The sequence below is a fragment of the Bartonella sp. AP21QHHD genome (assembly GCF_042196205.1).
Taxonomy (GTDB): Bacteria; Pseudomonadota; Alphaproteobacteria; order Rhizobiales; family Rhizobiaceae; genus Bartonella.
In genome coordinates this window covers 1-20,145 of record NZ_JBHIPT010000120.1, presented here as the reverse complement: position 1 = coordinate 20,145, position 20,145 = coordinate 1, and the positions used below count along the sequence as shown (strand labels likewise).

Below are 20,145 nucleotides of genomic sequence, written 5' to 3'. Positions count from 1 at the left end.
AAATAATAAAAAACCACAAGCATAGCTTGTGGTTTTTTAAACAACTTACCTCAAGATGATCATCCTAAAAACGATAGCGCAATCCACCAGAAAAACTGATTCCAGAAAAACCACCTTTACTCAACTTATGCTGATAAACCAAATCACCATGAAGCGCAAATTTTTGAGACAAGCGAGCATTAAGACCTAATCCAGCCTCTAGAGAAGAACCAAAAGCCCCTAACTGGAAAGAATCTTTAAAGCGCACAGACCTTTCTTTTCCAAAATCATGGGCAAAATGAATCTTTCCATAAAAAGAAACATCACGATCTTTTTCAGACGCAGTAAGAGTCTTTATCAAGCGACCACCCATACGCACCATCAATTGATCAAGTTTATCCATCTCAATATTAAAATTATCAATATCGCGGGCCTCATTAAATTGAAGATGCTGATAAACAACCTGAACCTGTGGATCAAAAACAACACCTTCATATCCTGTGGCAATTTTCTGACCACTCATCAAGGAAACACTTAAAGGGTTACCCTTCAATGTTGCCGTTTTACCCCGCGCAGTTGTCAGAACATCTCCCTTAAACAGACCATAAGATAACAAACCATCAACATAGAATCCTACATCATGCTGCATACTTCCATAAACTGTAGCAGTCCATTTATCAAATGTACTTTTTTGGCTTTGTGCAACATCTCGAGGTTGTAGAGAAAGCTTTCCATAAGACCCCATCACCCCAAAGGATATAACACTGTCAACATTTTCAACAGTTTGTAGCAAAACACCTGTCTCTAGTGCATAGTACCCTAGATCTCCCCCATAACCATATTCAAGCGCAGATAAATCTGAGGCATAACGATAACTTCCACCATAGCCACGCAAAAATGAAGCAGAATTTTCATGAATTTGCAACATTCCACTAAGATTAGTCCGTACTATCTCCAACTGCTTGTTTTGATTGCTGATATCTATCAAACCAGCGTGGAACAAACTATTCGGCAAAAGTAGATAAGTTGGCACCTGAGGAACAACAGATCTTACACCTCGTTGAGACGGAGAAACATTTTCAATTTCAGAAAGACTATCTGTAGAAGACGCTGGAACAACATCACCAGAAGATTCGGGAATAATATCCTCAACAGAAGCACGTGCAGGAGGTGTACGTTGAGAAACCATAGGAGTTTCTCTATAATCAGCAGTTTGAACATATTCATTTTCTAAACGAAAATTCCAAAATGCTCCTCCGTTCAAAGCAAATCTCTGTTTAACATGCTCCTCCCCTCTAGTAACACTTGGGCCATAAGAACGAAGAACATATTTATAAGGCACGCCATTTAATGCAACATACTGCCCATTCAGTTGAAAAGAGTCATACGATGCATCTCCATAAACTTGAATAATTGAAACACTATGCGCTTTTTCGTTTTTTTCTTCTAAACCTCCCGCAACCCCTTGTATATGGACTATAGTTCTTCCCTTAACGTCACCATGAATGAGAAGCCGATCCGTTACTTGATGATCACTTGTATCACTAGGATTTAAACGTGCATTCAAATGAATCCAAGCATCACCAAAAGCCTGATAAACAATACCTGTTCCTTTTCCAATATAAAGCGTTTGATATGCATGATTAGTACTGGACTTTGGTTTTTCAAAAGTAATGGAACTATTAGAAAGGTGTACCGATGAAATAAACGAAACACCTCTATAATTAGGATCTTGTAATTTTTTCTGTCTTGGTTGCAATAAAGCCCACTGTGAATTATTTCCCAAGATAAGGTCGACTTTAGAACTGTTATCAACCTGAGTTTGACCGACAAGTGCAGAAGCATCAGCAACAACCTCTATAGAAGAGTTACGATCAGCCTTCAGCAACAAATCCCCAAAAAGCTTTGTTTCCTTTAAAAATATTTTAGATTTTCCAGATTGACTGCTATAAACAGCTATACTATCTGGAACGACAAAACGCGTCTTTTTCAAATCAACGCGCAATGATTTTCCCTCTGACGAACCTTCTGATGCTGCCACACCTTCAAAGTGTATACCATAAAATGCATTACCTTTCACTGTAATATTGGAATCTCCAATATTAATCTGAGGAGCTTTATCTCCCTGCAATAAAAGCCCATGAGCATCAGTAACATCAACAGAACCTTTCATAAACTGAACATAACCATCTTCAGATATATGAAAAGCTGCCTGACGACCTGCATCCAGCCCTTGATCATCCTTGCCGGTACTCCCCTTGCCGGTAATAGAGACACCCTCTAAAATAAGATATCCTTTTTCTTCTGCTTTAACCCCAACTCTCCCTAGGCTAATTTGCGTATTCGTTAAATCAACACCACTTTGAGATTTTCCTCCAGCAAAAGCCCCCACTTTGATTGCATCAATTGATCCACCAGACATTACGATGAATCCACCTTGAGCTTCCACCCCCACTAAAACCCCACTCAACGTGGAATCGCTCAGAAAGACGCCCGCTTCTTCTGATACCTTTACTCCATATTTCCAAAAATTGTTTTCCGAGTTATTCTTTTCATCCAAAATACCCTTAACAGTTATATTCTTGCCACGAATAATTGTACCTTCCTTAGACGCCTCCATGGCTCCATGAACACCATTAACATTTTTATCCATTAACGAATAAACTTTATTATTAATTTCGTGCGCTCCACCATCAGAACACTGATAAAATGCTGCATTCTGATCACATGAAGACTGCTTTTTTCCAGAGATAACCTGAGATTCAGCATTGCGTGCAAAAACACCAACATTGTGTGTCAAAAAAAGAAGTGCCGTTGTAAAAGTACATAAGGAGAAGCGATTTTTAAATAGATTGACCATAATTCCACCATAATCCCCCCTCTTCTTACTAAGATCTATACATAACGTATCAAAAAACTTAACCAAAAGAAAAATATTTAATACGTTTAGGTTTTAATATCGTGAGTTTATTAATATTTTTTGTGTTTTATGTAAATATGGAATAAAAAAATTACTCGAAAATACAATCTAAATCTGTCGCTTTTACAAAGAATTTGCAAAAATATAACTGAAGAACGACAGAAAAATCACCTTTAACGTTGTTAGTCAAAAACACCCTTAGTCAGTTGACATGCATTAAGAACACCTACTTTAACTGCCGTCTAATCACCGCCAGAACGGATATAATCAACATCCTTACGATAATATTATATTGAAACAGTGTACACTCTGTAAGCAGACAAAACATATGCCAAAATTGAGAAACAAGAGTTCACATATGCCTTTTAGGCAATCTTCATGGTAAGACAGTCTAATAAAAAGTAGGAACGTGTAAAAATCAGTTCCGATTTTACCTTCTCCTTTTAATTCAACTTTACAATATTCAAAAACATTCAGAGCCATATTTTAAAAAGTGAAGATGACACATGACTTCATCTTTTTATTTATGCATTTAAAGAAAACACACTTTCAAAAAACAATACGTCATTATGTTTCTCATTCACCAATTTTCTCAGATATCTCTCATTTTTTCCATCCCCATTTCACAACGACAGCGGATATAATATCAAGTTCATCGGATACAGCCCTCATTGTGCCTGAGTAGCATCTTTGTCTTTGCTAATTTCTAATATTGTAAATCCTCTCCTCTTAATATAATTCCCCAAATTATATTGACTCCTTTCTTAAATGATTATCCACCTGCCAATTTTACATATAATAGACAAAGGAATGCTTTTTATGGATTCATCATAAAATCCTTGAAAATATTTCAGCACCCTAAATTAAAAAATATCTTTATAAATCAAAATATTATAAATAATATAATTATCACTCTGAGATACGCATTTTACAACAATAACATACAAACTCATTAAATTTCTCAAGAAGAACAAAAGAAGTCCAACCTAAAAGCATATTAAAGATATGCAAAGTCACACTCTCGTAAAAATGCTATAACACAAAATGAATAGATAATGAGAAAAAGCCACAAGTATAACTTGTAGCTTTTTGAAAGATTAATCAAAAACAGGAACAACACTAGAAATGATAACGCAATCCACCTGAAAAACTCGTTCCAGAAAAACCAGCTTTCGTTAGTTTGTGCTGATAAACCAAATCGCCGTAAAGCGCAAAATTTTGAGATAATTGGGCATTAAAACCTAATCCTGTTTCTAACGAAGAACCAAAAGCACCTAGCTGAAAAGCATCTTTAAAATGCACAAATTGTTTTCCTTCAAAACCATGAGCAAGATGAAGCTTGCCATAGAAAGAAACAACCTGAGCCTCATCAGTAGCAACCAGCCTCTTTGTTAAACGCCCTCCAACACGCCCTACCCACTGATGAAGTTTTCCTAAATCAATATCAAAGCCGTCCACATCACGCACCTTATTAAATTGAAGATATTGATAAACAACCTGAACTTGCGGATCAAAAACAAAACCGTCCTCCCCCACCATAAATGTTTTACCAGCAGTCAATGAAGCACTTAAAGGGAAACCCTTTAATGTTGCCGTCTTGCCCCGTGCAGTTGTTAGAACATCACCTTTAAACAAGCCGTAAGACACAAGACCATCAACGTAAAAACCTGCATCATGCTGCATACCACCATATGCCGTAACTGACCATTTATCAAATGTACTTTTTTGACTCTGCTCAACATTCAAAGGTTGCAAAGAAAATCTCTCGTAAGCCCCGATAACTCCAAAAGAAGTGGAACCATACATATTTTCGATTGCTTTCAGCAAAACACCTGCCTCTAGTGCATTATAATCAAACTCGCCGCCATAACCATATTCAAGCGTGGAAAGATTTGAAGTATAACGATGATTGCCGCCATAACCGCTCACAAAAAAGAGAGGATTTTCACGACTTTCTAATAAGCCCCCAGAAGTAATTCGCAAAGCTTCTAACCGCTTATTTTGATTGTTAACATTCATCAAACCAATATGACGTAAGGCGTTAGGCAAAAGGAGATAAGTCGGAACCTGCGGAACAACAGCCTTAACGCTCGGCTTAGGATGAGGCTCCGGAGCTGGTGCTGGAGAAGGTTCTGGTCCTGGAATTGGGTCAGGATCTGGTTTAGGTTTAACATCAGAATCTATAGATCTACTTTCAAGGCGAAAATCCCAAAATTCTCCGTTCCCTTCAACTAATCTCTGATCCATACTTGCTTTTCCAAACTCAGATTCTGGACCATAACTATAAAGCTTATACTGATAAGGTAATGCGTTTAACGCTACATAACCACCTTCCAACTGAAAAGAATCTTGCTTTGCTTGTCCAGAAACCTGAATGATTGAAATACCTTCAGCATTCCCCCCCTTTCCCGTATATCCTCCTGGACTTCCTGCAACACCATGCACTTGGAGCTTTGTTTTTCCCGAAACATCACCATGAATTAAAACACGATCAGTCTTTTGATTAACAAGAGCACCACCACTATTCAGGTATGTATTAAGAGAAATAGAGGCACCGCCCTGTGCTCTATAAACTTCACCCTTTCCCTTTCCCACACGAAGGGTTTGATAATCATCAACAGAAGAAGATTCGTGTCTTTTAAAATTAATAGAGCTCTCATCCATAAGACTAACGAGTGAAATAGAAGAATCATGTGCAGCCCCATGTTGATCTTTTTGCAGCGGTTGTTGTAAAATCCATGTAGAACGACCTCCCAAATAAAGTTCAGCATTAGAATTCTTATCAACGTGTGTGCGACCTTCAAGCGTAGAAGCATCAGCCAAAACGATCACAGATGCCCCTTCCTCAGCTTTTAATAAAAAATTCCCTGAACGAAGAGTGCTGTGTACCAACCCCACCGCACCAGAAATCATGTTTTTACCATAAAGAGCCGCATCGTCTAAAACAGAAAACTCTGTTTTATCCAAATTAACAACTTCTAATCGTGGTGGAGCTTTTTCTTCCTCTAATGAAATCTCTTCTTTTTTATCCCCACCTTCACTCCATGGCTTCTTTCCCCGAAAATAGATACCATAAGATCCCTTACCCTTTACGGTAACAGAAGAGGATTTCATATTAACTTCAGTCACAGGAATTTTTGAATCAGAATCCTCATTTGATAAATCTTTAACTTCCTGCAAAGGAATAGAATCGACTGTATTTTCTAATAATATGCCATGGATACCCCCATCAGTACTAACAACAGTGCCCTCTAAATTAACAGCCCCCCCTAAATCCATATGCACAACCGCACGATCCTTGCCTTTGTCACCCTTCCCAGTAATTTTAACATTCTCGAGATTTACCTCCCCACCTAACATCGAAGAAACCCCATGGCTGTTCATAAAATCAACTGAACCACCTGACATCCAAACTTCTGAATGATCATAACTTAAAATGCTTGCGTTCCCATTAGCGGTCTTAATTTCTGTATCTTCTAAAAGAACAAACGATTTCTCTGTTGCATCAACACCCTCATGACTTGCCTTAATCTTGCCATTTTTTACCTCAATCACGCCATCACTCGCACGAAGGGCTATAACTGTATTTTTGATAATCGGATCTTCCAAAACAATCTTACCGTTCTCTAATACATGCACCCCCACTAGAAAAGTTTTATCAGCAACTTGACTACTAACCGTTACATCCTCCCCACTAACCCTTGTGCCTATTCCTTTTACCGTTATAGCAGTAGGATCATCAGGATAATTGGAAACGTTCTTATTTGTAATCCTATAAGATTTATTATCAATTTTGGATTCCCTGCAATTATCGCATATATAATACAACCCATCATAGTAATAAAACCCACGCTTTATACCTCTTTCATCAAAGCCTGCATCTTTAACAGAGTTATCTATATGACCATTATTCGATCCCTCCATTCCACTCAACCCACGATAATCACTTCCCCCACGAATACCCTCATCGTTATTGCCAACAGGAATCATATTAGGAGGATAATAATTCTGCCCACTCTCTCCACTAAAGGGAGGCTTATACGCATTACTCCCACTAAGATGAGGACCAGAAGTAACACTAATACCGTTAATCGGAGTAACAGTTATAACATAAGGTTTACCGACCTCCTCTGTAGCGGCATACACTTCTCTTCCATTTTGAAGCAAAGAGAGGATAGCTGTTGTACAAGCACATAAACATACATGATTTCTAAAAACTTTAATCATAGTTCCCTCGAAACTTTCCTTCCCCTCTCATTAAAAACAAAAGCACTTACAAAACACCCCATTGCACACCTCAAAAATACGAAAAGTGTAACAAAAGAACATGCCTCATGCTCATCTGAACTGTGCAATGAATTATCCCAATAAATTTGGCAAAAGCTCTACGCCAAAACCACCTATAAGAGAATAGTTACAAAACACACTTTATGAGTGTATAATGCATTCTGTATTTCGTGTAAAGAAAAAATAAAACCGATGCGTGCAATTAATTAAAAACACAATCAAACCTTGTGAACTTTAAAAATTAATCCACAAGGAGATGAATGAAACAATGATTTAAATCCGTAAAAAACAAACTCTCAAAAACGAGCTTTAGAAAACATCAAATATTATATTAGATAATATCAATACAGTACCAAAAAGGATAACGTAACGCATACCGGTCTGCTGAACGCTTAAAAAGCCGATAAAAGCGAAGCACTCTATCGCATCAGTAGCAGCATAAATTTTAAGAAAATTCGCTTTAGCGAAGAAAAGTGCTCTCATGCATAAAACAAACTATGTCTTTTTTGCTTAATAAAGAAGACGAGATTTCTTAAGAACAACACAAGTTGTTATAAAGAAAAAAGGCAGCACAATGTGCTGCCTTTTCTAAAAAGGTACATAGTGTACCTTATATTAAAACTGGTAACGTATTCCTCCGGAAAAACTTGTTCCCGAAAAACCAGCCTTATTAAGCTTATGTTGATAGAGAATATCAGCATGCAGAGAGAACTGTGGCAACAATTTGGCATTAAAACCTAATCCAGCCTCTAGAGAAGAACCAAAAGCTCCTAACTTGAAAGCATCATTGAAATGCACAAACTGTTTTCCTTCAAAACCATGAGCAAGATAAAGCTTACCATAGAAAGCAATAGCATTCACGCCTTCAGAACCTGTAGGAATCTTGGTTAAGCGTCCACCAACACGCGCTACCCACTGATTAAGGTTACCCATTTCAATATCAAAATTGTCGATATCACGGGCTTTATTAAACTGGAGATGTTGATACACAACCTGAACCTGCGGATCAAAGACAAAGCCCTTATATCCTGTCATAATTGTCTGACCACCAGCTAAAGAAACACTCAAAGGATTACCTTTTAATGTTGCTGTTTTACCCCGTGCAAGGGTGAGAACATCACCTTTGAACAGACCATAGGATAAAAGACCGTCGACATAGAAGCCAACATTATGCTGCATGCTACCATATACCGTAGCAGTCCATTTATCAAATGCACTCTTCTGACTGTGCTCAACATTCACAGGCTGCAGAGAAAGTTTTCCATAAGTTCCCATAACGCCAAAGGATATAGCACTATCAGCATTTTCAATAGTTTGCAGCAAAACACCTGCCTCTACACCATTATAACTAAGATCACCTCCGTAACCATATTCAAGTGCGGACAGATCTGAAGCATAACGGTAACTTCCACCATAGCCGCGCAAGTATAAAGCAGGATTTTCACGAACCTCTACCATTCCTGTAGAAGTCATCCGCAACGTCTCCAATTGCTTATTTTGATTGCTAATATCCATCAAACCAGCGTGGAATACACTATTAGGCAAGCTGAGATAAGTTGGAACCTGTGGAACAACAGACCTTACAAATTGTGCAGGAAGGGCAGCAGATCCAACAGACTTAACATACTGATTTTCTAGACGGAAGTTCCAAAATTCTCCACCATCCTTAACAAATTTCTGCTGAACATGCTCCTGTTTCGAAGTCGCTTCTGGAGCATAAGCACGAAGGGTGTATTTGTAAGGTGAGTTTCTCAGTGCAACATAATTGCCATCGAGTTGGAAAGAGTCTTTTTTCGCTTGACCATAGACCTGAATAATTGAAACAGTATGAGCAATCTTGGCATTCGCTTTACCATCTCCTACATTGCCCGCATCACCTCGTACATGTATTTTTGTTTTTCCAGAAACATCACCATGAATGACAAGCCGATCAGTGACTTGCTGATCACTCGGATCACGAGGATTTAAACGTGCATTGAGATGAATTACAGCATTACCCTGCGCCGCATAAACAGTTCCTTTCCCATTTCCAATATGGAGAGTCTGATATTTGCCTTCAGATTCCGAAGGTGCAAAATCAATAGCACTATTTACAAGACTTACAAAAGAAATGCATGAATCCACACATCCTGAATCTAGAGTTCCCAAATTCCTCTGTGCACTTCTTTTTAGAATCCACTGTGAACTATTAGCCAAGTCTAATTTTGCATAAGAATTTTTATCAACGCGAACACCGCCTGTAACAATAGAACTGTCAACTGAAACCGATATGTTCGAATCATTCTCGGCTTTTAATAACAAGTCACCAGCAAGGGTTGTTTTATTTTCTAATGAAACACGACCACCAGAATTATTACCATAGATAGCTATACCATTTGCAACTTCAAAATCAGTTTTTTTCAACGAAACTGTCCCTGTTATGCCTATAGGCGTTTTTTCCTGTTTGGACACAGTACTCCGCTTAGCAACGCCTGTTTGCGCAGTTTCTAGATTCTGACTTCGAGTTTTCTCACTCCCTTCTTTCAGCGTTAGACCATCAAAATATATACCATAGGTTCCTTCACCTTCTACTTTAACAGTAGAAGACTCGATATTTACGTGATTCATAGTAGGACGAACGTCAGATGATCTCTTTTTTCTAGGAGAAGTCGTCTCATTCCCACTACCATTCACAATCCACAAAGCACGAGCATCAGTCACAACACTCCCATTTTTAAAATCAACAGAACCATTATCAATCAACAGAAAAGCTGCACGCCCAAAGTTATCTACAGAATCTAACTTACCCTGTCCTTTTTTCGCAATAATTCTCACTTTGTCTAATTTAACGCTGCCCCCAGATTCTGACCTTACTGCTACTCCCTTTTCCAGAGTAATAGTTCCAGAATTCATAGTTATCTCACCAACCTGACTCGCTAGACCAGCCACAGCCAAATTCCCCGTTACGTTAATTTTCGTATCCTTTAAATTAACAGATGATCCAGAACCTGCCAAAGCGCCCACATAACGCGCATTGACTGTTCCAGCGTTCATCGTAATCTTTCCGCCCCTTTGCGCTTCAAGCCCAATTAGAGAAGATTGAATTGTTGAATTTTTTTCCAAAACGACTTCTGCGCTATCTTCTGCAAGAACAGCACTCACAGCCTTTAATTCAGTAAGATCAACATTGCTTTCATTATCACCCCCCCCCATAATTGTAGCATTCTCCAACTTAATAACTGTATTCTCATTCTGTGCATGCATAGAATGCTGAACTTTATCATTCCCTTTCAGTATAAGATTTTTTATTGTATGTCTCTTACCATCACCGCATGCATAAAGAGCTTTCTCCACAGCATTACTCTCTTCGCTATTGTTCTGTATATCATTACACTGAGAAGAAACATCACCAGAACGACCCAATACAAGAACACGCCCAACAGGTCTACTAGGTTTTACGCCAGATGCAGCCGCCGATCCTATAGATGCAAATTCCTGATATACACCACCTGTATCAGATCTCAAAAGTGAAACACTTGAAGGAGAAATTATAGCTCCAGATTCTCCAGACACAGAAGGTTCCGCCAAACCACCACTATCTCCTCTTCCACGAGCGTCAGTGACAGTATTAGAAACACGAGGAACAACATATTGATTTTCTAAGCGAAAATCCCAAACACTTCTACTATTCGCATTTCCACTACTCGCAATTAATTTCTCATCAAAAGGTCGCATTTCCGAAGAAGAAATGGTTGGACCATAAGCGTGAAGAATATACTTATAAGGCGACCCTTCTCGTGTAATATAATCACCGTCTAGCCTAAAAGAATCCGCCTCTGCTTGTCCAAAGACCTGAATAATTGAAATACTATGAGATTGATTCTCATCTTGTTGTGTTCCTTCTGAAGTATCTTTTACACGCACTATCGTTTTTCCAGCAACATCACCATGAATCAAAAGCCTGTCAGACATTTGATCACTATCCGAAGTATTAGGAACTAAACGCGCATTAAAGTAAATATAAGAATCTCCAGAAGCAGAGTAAACCGTGCCGTTCCCATCCCCAACGCGAAGCGTTTGATAACCTCCATCTCTATTTTCAGATCGTAAAAACGCAATAGCACTATCTTTGAGATCTATAGACGAAACACAAGAATCTATACAATCTGTATCCGAAACTTTATTACTATACTTACTTTTTGCTAAATACCATTCTGAATAAGATAAAAAAAGGTTTGCACTCGCGGTGCTATCAATGCGTGCAGAACCTACAATACTAGAATCATGAGCAACAACCTTCAAACTAGAAGAACCTGTAGCACGCAATAATAGATCACCAGAAACTAATGTGTCTTCTCCTAAAACAACAGAACCGCTCAAATCGTTACCATAAATGGCCACACCATCTGGAACCTTGAGAACAGAACGTCTTAAAAGAACCATATGCCTCCCATCTACTTCTGGTTCTTGCGAGAAAGATGCTTGACTTTCTACAACACCTCCAGTAGTTACTGTAGCTGTAGTTGCTCCTGCAACATCACTACTTCTTTTCACTCTAGCACTTGATTCTTCTCCTTCTTCACTTTGATTGTTCGTTTCTAAACTTCTTTTTTCGAATTCCGGTTCACTTTCACCAAAATATATACCATAAGAGCCTCTATCTTCTACTGTAATAACCGAATAATTGATAGCAGACCTAATGCTGGCATAGTCATCAGCAAAATTATTCTCAACAAATTCAATAAAACTATCGACCTTTCCACTACTAGACCTTGGAGTAATGACACTCAAGAAACCATTTTCAATACTGTAGTTACTATTTATCCATAGAACAATAGCATTAGAACCGTTAAAGATTACACGATTAGAAGAAACAAAACCATCTTCCAATAAAAAAACAACACTCGGATCCAGTACACTAGAAGCAGCCTCTTCACCTAAAGTTCCTTCTGGAGATTCCTCATTGTTTCTCTCTTTTTCAGCAATACGAATTCTAACATCTTCTAGTTTAACAAATCCTTCGTCTTCCGCCAAAATCCCCACACCACCTTTTGCAAAAGTAATTGATCCAGATTTCATCGTTATTTGAGATCCACCAGAACTATGTAAACCAACTACATTCAGAGGTACTTTATCATTAACGACTTCCACATTAATATCTGTTCCCTCTAAAAAAATAGACGATTTAAAACTAGCTGTAGCACCAAAAAAAGTTTTTTTGATGCTTCCTCCCTTCATATGAATATTTCCTTTGTACCCAGCCTCAAGACCAGTAACAAAGTTCTCGATATTTGACTTCAGCAATTCAACCTTTGCACCTGCTAACGACAATACAGCACTCCCAAACCCCATAACAGCAGTTTGAGCACTAAAGCTTTTAGGATCTATACCAACGATAGATACACCTTCTACCTTTACACTTGTCGCCTTAGCAATATTTACAGTTTTGGATAAAGGTCCCCTTACAACGCCAGAATGCGAAGAGTCAACAACACTTACACGTCCGGAGGTATTCCCCTCTACAAGACTATTAACAGTGCTGGTAGTCCTAGCAGTTCTGGCAGTTCTGGAACCTGCACCTCCCGTTACAACGCTAGAACGCGAACCATTCGCATTATCTATAACAAGACGACCCACTGCAAACACAGCATTATCACCGTATTTTTTTACACGAATCTTACCTCCTTTTATTGTATATTCTCCACCGTCTACACATATAATGGATCCACGCTCTGACTCACCAGAACTATTTTCACACATACCTGTACCGTCTTTAGGAAAAAGCGCAAAAAGAGGTATTCGTGAACCAGGAAGTTGTCTTATAGAAACGTACGCTCTAGGCAATGAACCCTTTGCTTCTGATCTAGGTTCAATGAATACTTCTAAATATTGCAATGCTGAAGATAGTCCTGTAACTAGAGATTCAGGCGTTGGAACTATAGAAGAGATTGAGTCAGCGACAGAAGAGATTGAGTTAGAGACAGATGTTTTAACTGTATCCAATGCAAGTGAAACTACCCTTTCAGCGATTGCATCAGAGATAGATGATGAAACTGAATTAGGAACAAATGACGCAAATGGAGATAATATAGGCGAAGAGAATGAGAACCAACCACTCCCCATAGAAACATCTACACCTTGCAAAAAGAAGAAAGCACTTGTTGTCAGTGCGTACAAACGTGTACGCTTTTTAAATACATTGATCATATGTCAAACTTTCTAAATAATGTTGCAAAAACACTAGAATTAAGTGAAAATGAGGTAAGTGAACGATTTGTAACATATGTCAGTCAACTTTACAACATAGTGTTATTTATTTACGCTTCATTTTGTGCATAAAAATACCAAAGTTAAGTTTTTAAGTGCGCAAACCTTTGTAATATTAGATAAAAGGATAAAATCACGATGATAAAATATATGAAATGGATGACTTCTGTTTTACTGGTTGCAATTAGTTTTGCAACGATTTTGTGGACTCATACGAGTATTGCAAATACCAGTACCCAGACAAATGTAACGATTGATCATGTTTCAGGAACGACTTCTGTTCCCACTTCTCCGCAAAAGGTTGTTGTATTTGATCTTGCCTCGCTAGATAATATGAATCGCCTTGGTATCCAAGCAGTTATCGGCCTTCCTGAAGGAAAAAAACCTTCCTATCTGCAACAATTTGACGATGCAAAATATGAAAGAATTGGAACCGTTTTTGAGCCAGATTATGAAAAAATTGCCACTCTTCAACCCGATTTGATTATTATTTCCTCCAGAACTCAAGCAAAATATAAAGACTTATCCAAAATAGCCCCAACAATTGATCTAACCGTAGAAAACGAAAATTCTCTTGAAGATATAAAACGAAATGTGTCTATCCTTGGAAAAATTTTTGGTAAAACACAAGAAGCAGAAAAGGAAATTGCAAAAATCAATGAAGCTTTTGCTGAAGTCCGTAACAATACCCAAGGAAAAGGCACCGGGCTCATACTCATGACCTCTGGTGGAAAAATCAGTGCTTTCGGACCAAAATCACGTTTCGATATTTTTCACTCCGCTTTTGGAATTGCCCCTGCAACCGATAAACTTACCGTGCAAAAACATGGACAACTCATTTCTCCTGAATTTATTCTTGAAACCAATCCTGATTGGTTGTTGGTGATTGATCGCGATGCAGCCATTGGACGGGAAGGACAATCCGCAGCACAATTGCTCAACAATGAGCTTGTTCACCGCACAACAGCAAGCAAACAAAACCAAATTATTTATTTGGACTCTTGGAGCTGGTATCGTGCAAATGGTGGTTTAACGGCGCTCATTGAAACCGCACAGCAGATCAATGAAGCCTTTACAAAGAGCAAATAAGCGCACGAAAGAGCTTGCTTGCTATATAAATAAAATTTAAAAGCAGAGGTTGTTTATTAAGCAGTCTTTGCTTTTTGTAGATTTTGTTAGAAAATGATTTAACGTGAAGAATTACTGGATAACCATAACACTTCTAATTTTCCTGTCTATCCTCAGCATTTTTGTTGGTTATTCTGATGTCACACCTTCTAACCTTTTCGCAGCCGATCCCCATGCGTGGCTTATTTTTTGGCAAACACGTCTTCCTCGTACCATTGCAATCCTTTTAGTAGGCGCAGCACTTGCACTTTCAGGCATGATTATGCAACTATTAACACGCAATCGCTTTGTTGAACCATCAACCACTGGAACCATTGAATCTGCTTCCCTTGGCATTCTTTTTATTATGATTTTTTGGCCCGATATTCCTGTTTTAGGAAAAATGGTCGTTGCGACAATTTTTGCCATGGTAGGCACTTTACTTTTTATGTTTTTATTGCGACGCATTCCTCTAAAATCTGCTCTCATTGTACCCCTTACAGGGATTATGCTAAGCTATATTATTGGCTCTTTAACCAATGCCATTGCAGATTATGAAATGTTACTTCCTTCTCTTCAAGCTTACTTATTTGGCAGTTTTTCGATGGTTCTTGAAGGAAAATATGAGCTCTTATGGCTATCCCTTCCCCTTTGTATTCTGGCCTATTGTACTGCTGATCGCTTTACGGTTGCAAGTTTGGGAGAAGATTTAACCAATAACCTTGGATTGAATTATCGTGTTGTCATGTTTTTTGGTCTTTTTATTGTCGCCTCAATCACTGCTGTTGTTGTCTGTACCATTGGCCGTATTCCTTTTGTTGGGTTGATTATTCCAAATATTATTTCAAGTTTCATGGGAGATAATATGCGCTATACCGCTCCTTGGGTGGCCATCAGCGGTGCAGGATTGGTCTTAATTTGTGATCTTTTAGGACGAATCATTCATCCCTCTCTTGAAATTCCCATCAGCACCATAATGGGTGTAATCGGTAGTTTTATTTTTATGATACTGCTTTTACGCTGGAGAAAGCGTCTTGGATAGAAGAAGAAAAACAATATGTGTACTAACAACACTTATCATCATAGCATGCACTGTCATTAGTCTTTACATGACGTGGAATATCAATGTTTATACATGGAAATTTCGTCTTACAAAACTTTCCTCTCTACTTCTTATTGCCTATGCAATAAGCGTTTCCACGGTTTTATTTCAAACAATCGTTAATAACCGTCTTCTTACTCCTTCAATTATGGGATTTGATCAGCTTTATATTTTAATAAAGACTGCCCTAATGTATTTTGTAGGCTCTCTTTCTTTGCCCTTTTTGAATGAAGAAGGACAGCTTGTTCTTGAAGCCCTCATTCTTATCCTTTTTTCAATAAGCCTTTTTCGCTGGCTCTTTTCAGGAAGCCTAAAAGGACTTCATTTGACGCTTTTAATCGGTGTTGTTTTAGGCGGATTTTTTTTCAGTTTACGGATGTTTATGCAATTGCAACTAAATCCAGACCAAATGATGAATTTAACCGATATTATGTTTGCAAATTTTAATAAATTTAATACACCGTTAATAGGCTTTGCCACAATCATTGTCTTCATTGTGAGTCTGATTGGATGGCATTCCCGTCATCTTCTTGATATCTTGGCTTTAGGACGTGAAAATGCCCTCAATCTTGGCGTTAATTACCACAAAAGTGCGACAGCTGTCCTTATTTTTATTTCCATTCTCGTATCCATTTCCACCGCATTGGTAGGCCCCGTCACCTTTTTTGGACTGTTAGTTGCCAACCTTTCCTATGAACTTTCTCCTCAAGCAAAACACAGTGTTGTTGTTCCAATTGCAATATTATTGGCTATTATTTGTCTGGTGGGTGGACAATTTATTTTAGAACAAATTTTTCATATGGCAGGACGTTTAAGTTTTATCATTGAGTTTTGTGGGGGAATTGTTTTCTTAATGTTACTGATGAAGGGAAAACTAAAATGATTGAGATCAATCATCTTTCCAAGGCTTACGGAGCACGATTGATTATCGATAATTTATGCCTTCATCTTCCAAAAGGGGGGATTATTTCTCTTATTGGGCCCAATGGTTCGGGAAAGTCAACTCTTTTAATGCTGATAAGACGTCTTTTGCCACACCATAATGGTACAATTCATATCGACGGCTTTGATATTGATAAAATGCCCCACGATATTTTGGCTCAAAAACTCTCAATTCTGCGTCAAGAAAATCCTTTGTCTTTTCGCTTAACCGTGTACGATTTAGTAAGTTTCGGACGCTATCCTTATTCAAAAGGCTGGTATACACATGAAGATAAACAATTTATCGACAGTGCGCTACGCTATCTCGGCTTACAAGATTTACAAGACCGTTTTTTAGATGAGCTTTCTGGCGGTCAGCGTCAACGCGCTTTTATAGCCATGGTTATCTGCCAAGACACTGATTATCTTCTTTTAGATGAACCATTAAACAATCTGGATATGAAACATGCGGTTTCTATGATGAAGCAATTACGCCGCACAGCTGATGAACTGAAAAAAACCATTCTTATTGTTATGCACGATATTAATTTTGCCTCATCTTACTCAGATATGATTGTTGCATTGAAAAATGGGAAAGCGGCCTATTGTGGGACTCCAAAAGAAATTATGCAACCAAAAATTCTTAAAGACATTTATGATGTCGATATTCAAATCAAAACAATTAATGACATCCCTATCGCTCTTTATTATCGATAATCATAAAGATTTTTTGCGCTTGCATGCACTATAGAATCTGCTAGGGATAGTAAAATTGGCTTATTGGGGAATAGTTTAATGGTAGAACAGCGGACTTTGACTTCGTCAATCTTGGTTCGAATCCAAGTTCCCCAGCCAGTATTTAATGATTGTAGCTTGTCATCGGGTTTTGTATAATTTGAAAGCAGGTTTTGCATCAATTTATTTTTTTCAAAGGATCTTCAAAAACTTTCAAGGGTTATTTAAAATCCCTTTAATGCATATTTTCTTTTCCTCTAAAAATTGCAATTTGAGATGATAAGCTCTTGAGCCGGTGCGGATTCTTTGAACCACATGTATAAGATGTGGCAACCCCTTTTATCTTAAATTGGCTAAATATTTTTCGGATCTGAGACACATCATTGAGAGAGAAGAATTTTTCTCTTGCGCAAGCAAAGCAAACATTGTCTGGTAATCCTCGCGCAAATAAATCCTTTCCATAGTAATACACGTATATCTGGCTCTGTTTATGGGAAAGCCTTATCTAATAGCTATAAACCTATCTAAAGAGAGAATTCAAAAAAGAAAGCCGAGCCAAATGATATGACGCGGCTTTCAGATATTGATTATAAGATTCAAATGAATCATCCACAATGGAGTAATAAATTCATATATACAAAACGTATCATATTGCAAGTGCTCTATTTAGAAATATGAAAACTTATCAAAAGAAACGTAAATGATAGCTATGATTTTGATATCATTCATTAGCATTATAGAATCTATAAACGCTTGGTAACTTTATCAATCCAATCAAAAGAAAATGCATCTTAAATGAATGTTTTCTCAATAAGGCTTTCATAAGTATCTTTTCATTTTGCACTCAAATGTAACTTCTTTGCAAATTAACCAGCTCAAATTTGAGTTGGCAAAATTAACCAATCCAATTTTGGAGGCGTTATCTTTAGAATAGCCATCTTTAAACATTATAGCTTTTGACTCAAAATTGAATAAAATCCCATACCTTAGATGTTACAATAGTTTTGAATTTTGCTGCCTCATCTTTTTTTCAATAGGTGCCCCCCAAATTTTGAGAGAGCTCATTTGGTTTCGTATTTTTAAACTGTAACTTTTAAAACGTTTTTTTCTCGCTTGCTTGCGTTATATCATTAAAAGGCTTTCAATTTCATAAGACATAACATTGTGATTTTCATTCTATATTGTGATGATAGTATCTATATAATGCCTGCCTATCATTTACTAACTTTTTAGCAAGCGTTTTTAAAAATGATCTTGTCTTTAAATTCTTTTATGCAATCTTTATGAACTCAATCTATAAGCTTATGATCGTTTCAAACGATTATTCCTTTTAAGGTTGCACTCAAATAAAGAGCAAAACACATCCCATTCTTAAACGTATGCAATTTATGTTATCGATAATTCCAAACAACTGAAATTTAAAACAATGTGATTTGTGCTGTGATAAAAACGTATCATAAAATTTATGATACGTTATGAATGATAACCGCTTTTCATTTCATTTGAATGCACCCATGCGTTATAGTATTTGCATCATGATTTGCTTTTTATAGTCTATACATCCATGGCATTCTTATATAAAAAATGATCAATTCAAACATGCATAAAAGTATGGATTCTTAAGTGGATTCATACAAAATAACTACACTTAATATATTGATTTTATTAGTTTTTATGTACAAAACCTTTTTAACTTCATAAAGATATCAATTTCCTTGTAAAAAATATTCCTCCCATTCCAATAAAAGGCTCAATATAAGTGCGATGAGGGATAGCTTCTATGATTTTACAAGTACTGATCACTGGCCATGTAATAACGCCGACTGATGTCCAAGCCAATTAGACCGCCTGTGGAAACAGGCAGGTTGTGGGGCTGAATATAGTGGAACAGCACCGAACGGATAAGCCACACGTCGTAAGTAAGCCTCTTAGCGTACATAGCTTATAGGTTTTGGAAACAGACAATTATTATAATTCAGGTATTATAATTCAGACGATTAAAGATCAGATCTCAAGCTTTTTAATCCAGTGGACAAACACGAATAATATGTCCGTCTGGATCTTTGATTAGGAAGGTACGTCCAAATACATCAGTATACGGTTCCTTCAAAACATTTATCTCAACAGTGGTTTGCTCTTTCCATTCCGCATAGAGCTTATCTACGTCCTCTCCTGTCGGAAACATAATGCCGATTTCTGAAAAACGAGGTGCATTTTCCTCAGGCGTATCGCCCCCAGACCAGAGAGCAAAGAGAGCATCCCCCGAAGAAGCAAATGCAACATAGCGTAGCGAGGTAAACACAGGTTCTTTCTTGAAGATGAATTTGTAAAAAGCCGTAGAATACTCTATGTTTGAGACGTATACCAACTGTAGGTTTGGGGTAACAGGATAAGTAGGGATATTACTCATTAATTCTCTATGATTTAGTAGCTGTTGCCTGACAGGCATATACCTATTAGAGAATATTTCAACAAGAGTTTGTGATGCCTCCGTTCGCGGTGTGCTCTATTTATATGTTTTTACTCGCTTATTGCTATATGCTAAAATATCGAGGACGCCCCTACTGGGATTATAATGATATCCCTATCGCTCTTTATTATCGATAATCTAAAGATTTTTTGCACTTGCCTACACTATAGAATCTGCTAGAAATGGTAAAATTGCCTTATTGGGGAATAGTTTAATGGTAGAACAGCGGACTCTGACTCCGTCAATCTTGGTTCGAATCCAAGTTCCCCAGCCAGTGTAGCTTGTCATCGGTGTAGCTGTAGCTTGCCAGCGGGTTTTGTATAATTTGCCACTAGGTTTTGTACCAATTTATTTTTTTTCAAAGAGTTTTTAAGGTGT

The 20,145-nt window shown here is 37.7% G+C and carries 8 protein-coding genes, 2 tRNA genes and 2 pseudogenes; 6 read left to right on the top strand and 6 right to left on the bottom strand.

Annotated features, from left to right (window positions below; all coding sequences use genetic code 11):
• Positions 1 to 64: 64 nt before the first annotated feature.
• The 3 genes from ACFIMC_RS09430 to ACFIMC_RS09420 all read right to left on the bottom strand — a co-directional run bounded on the left by ACFIMC_RS09430 (position 65) and on the right by ACFIMC_RS09420 (position 13,372).
• Positions 65 to 2,839: an autotransporter outer membrane beta-barrel domain-containing protein gene (locus ACFIMC_RS09430; RefSeq protein WP_375672098.1), complete on the bottom strand. Its 2,775-nt coding sequence runs from the start codon at positions 2,837 to 2,839 to the stop codon at positions 65 to 67.
• A gap of 1,179 nt (positions 2,840 to 4,018) precedes the next feature.
• Positions 4,019 to 7,126, bottom strand: a complete 3,108-nt coding sequence (locus tag ACFIMC_RS09425) for an autotransporter outer membrane beta-barrel domain-containing protein (RefSeq protein ID WP_375681049.1) — start codon at positions 7,124 to 7,126, stop codon at positions 4,019 to 4,021.
• A 675-nt stretch (positions 7,127 to 7,801) separates the two neighbouring features.
• Positions 7,802 to 13,372, bottom strand: coding sequence for an autotransporter outer membrane beta-barrel domain-containing protein (locus tag ACFIMC_RS09420; protein WP_375681050.1), 5,571 nt, complete (start codon positions 13,370 to 13,372; stop codon positions 7,802 to 7,804).
• Positions 13,373 to 13,570: 198 nt separating this feature from the next.
• On the opposite strand from ACFIMC_RS09420, the gene ACFIMC_RS09415 reads away from it, so the two are divergent.
• The 5 genes from ACFIMC_RS09415 to ACFIMC_RS09395 all read left to right on the top strand — a co-directional run bounded on the left by ACFIMC_RS09415 (position 13,571) and on the right by ACFIMC_RS09395 (position 17,417).
• Positions 13,571 to 14,521, top strand: a complete 951-nt coding sequence (locus ACFIMC_RS09415) for a siderophore ABC transporter substrate-binding protein (protein ID WP_375672095.1) — start codon at positions 13,571 to 13,573, stop codon at positions 14,519 to 14,521.
• Positions 14,522 to 14,624: 103 nt separating this feature from the next.
• Positions 14,625 to 15,581, top strand: a complete 957-nt coding sequence (locus ACFIMC_RS09410) for an ABC transporter permease (RefSeq protein WP_375636990.1) — start codon at positions 14,625 to 14,627, stop codon at positions 15,579 to 15,581.
• Entirely contained in the window at positions 15,574 to 16,524 is a 951-nt protein-coding gene (locus tag ACFIMC_RS09405) for an iron chelate uptake ABC transporter family permease subunit (RefSeq protein ID WP_375681051.1), read from the top strand. Before ACFIMC_RS09410 ends, ACFIMC_RS09405 begins: the two co-directional genes overlap by 8 nt.
• Positions 16,521 to 17,279, top strand: a complete 759-nt coding sequence (locus ACFIMC_RS09400) for an ABC transporter ATP-binding protein (RefSeq protein WP_375613672.1) — start codon at positions 16,521 to 16,523, stop codon at positions 17,277 to 17,279. The genes ACFIMC_RS09405 and ACFIMC_RS09400 overlap by 4 nt, the downstream gene beginning before the upstream one ends.
• A gap of 64 nt (positions 17,280 to 17,343) precedes the next feature.
• Positions 17,344 to 17,417, top strand: a tRNA-Gln gene (locus tag ACFIMC_RS09395).
• A gap of 137 nt (positions 17,418 to 17,554) precedes the next feature.
• Here the strand turns inward: ACFIMC_RS09395 and ACFIMC_RS09390 are convergent.
• The 3 genes and pseudogenes from ACFIMC_RS09390 to ACFIMC_RS09380 form a co-directional block, all read right to left on the bottom strand.
• A pseudogene (locus ACFIMC_RS09390) lies at positions 17,555 to 17,760 on the bottom strand (DNA adenine methylase); the annotation flags it as partial.
• Positions 17,761 to 18,995: 1,235 nt separating this feature from the next.
• Positions 18,996 to 19,085, bottom strand: a pseudogene (locus tag ACFIMC_RS09385) (DNA adenine methylase); the annotation flags it as partial.
• Positions 19,086 to 19,317: 232 nt separating this feature from the next.
• Positions 19,318 to 19,707 (bottom strand): VOC family protein, encoded by a 390-nt coding sequence (locus ACFIMC_RS09380; protein WP_375681052.1) that lies wholly within the window; start codon positions 19,705 to 19,707, stop codon positions 19,318 to 19,320.
• Between the two features lie 260 nt (positions 19,708 to 19,967).
• Here ACFIMC_RS09380 and ACFIMC_RS09375 point away from each other — a divergent pair.
• Positions 19,968 to 20,041, top strand: a tRNA-Gln gene (locus ACFIMC_RS09375).
• Positions 20,042 to 20,145 lie beyond the last annotated feature (104 nt).

Excerpts from the sequence above, each read along its gene's own strand:
- ACFIMC_RS09415 (WP_375672095.1), top strand. The coding sequence starts at position 13,571 with ATGATAAAATATATGAAATGGATGACTTCTGTTTTACTGGTTGCAATT.
- ACFIMC_RS09400 (WP_375613672.1), top strand. The coding sequence starts at position 16,521 with ATGATTGAGATCAATCATCTTTCCAAGGCTTACGGAGCACGATTGATT.
- ACFIMC_RS09380 (WP_375681052.1), bottom strand. The coding sequence starts at position 19,707 with ATGAGTAATATCCCTACTTATCCTGTTACCCCAAACCTACAGTTGGTA.
- ACFIMC_RS09430 (WP_375672098.1), bottom strand. The coding sequence starts at position 2,839 with ATGGTCAATCTATTTAAAAATCGCTTCTCCTTATGTACTTTTACAACG.
- ACFIMC_RS09420 (WP_375681050.1), bottom strand. The coding sequence starts at position 13,372 with ATGATCAATGTATTTAAAAAGCGTACACGTTTGTACGCACTGACAACA.
- ACFIMC_RS09425 (WP_375681049.1), bottom strand. The coding sequence starts at position 7,126 with ATGATTAAAGTTTTTAGAAATCATGTATGTTTATGTGCTTGTACAACA.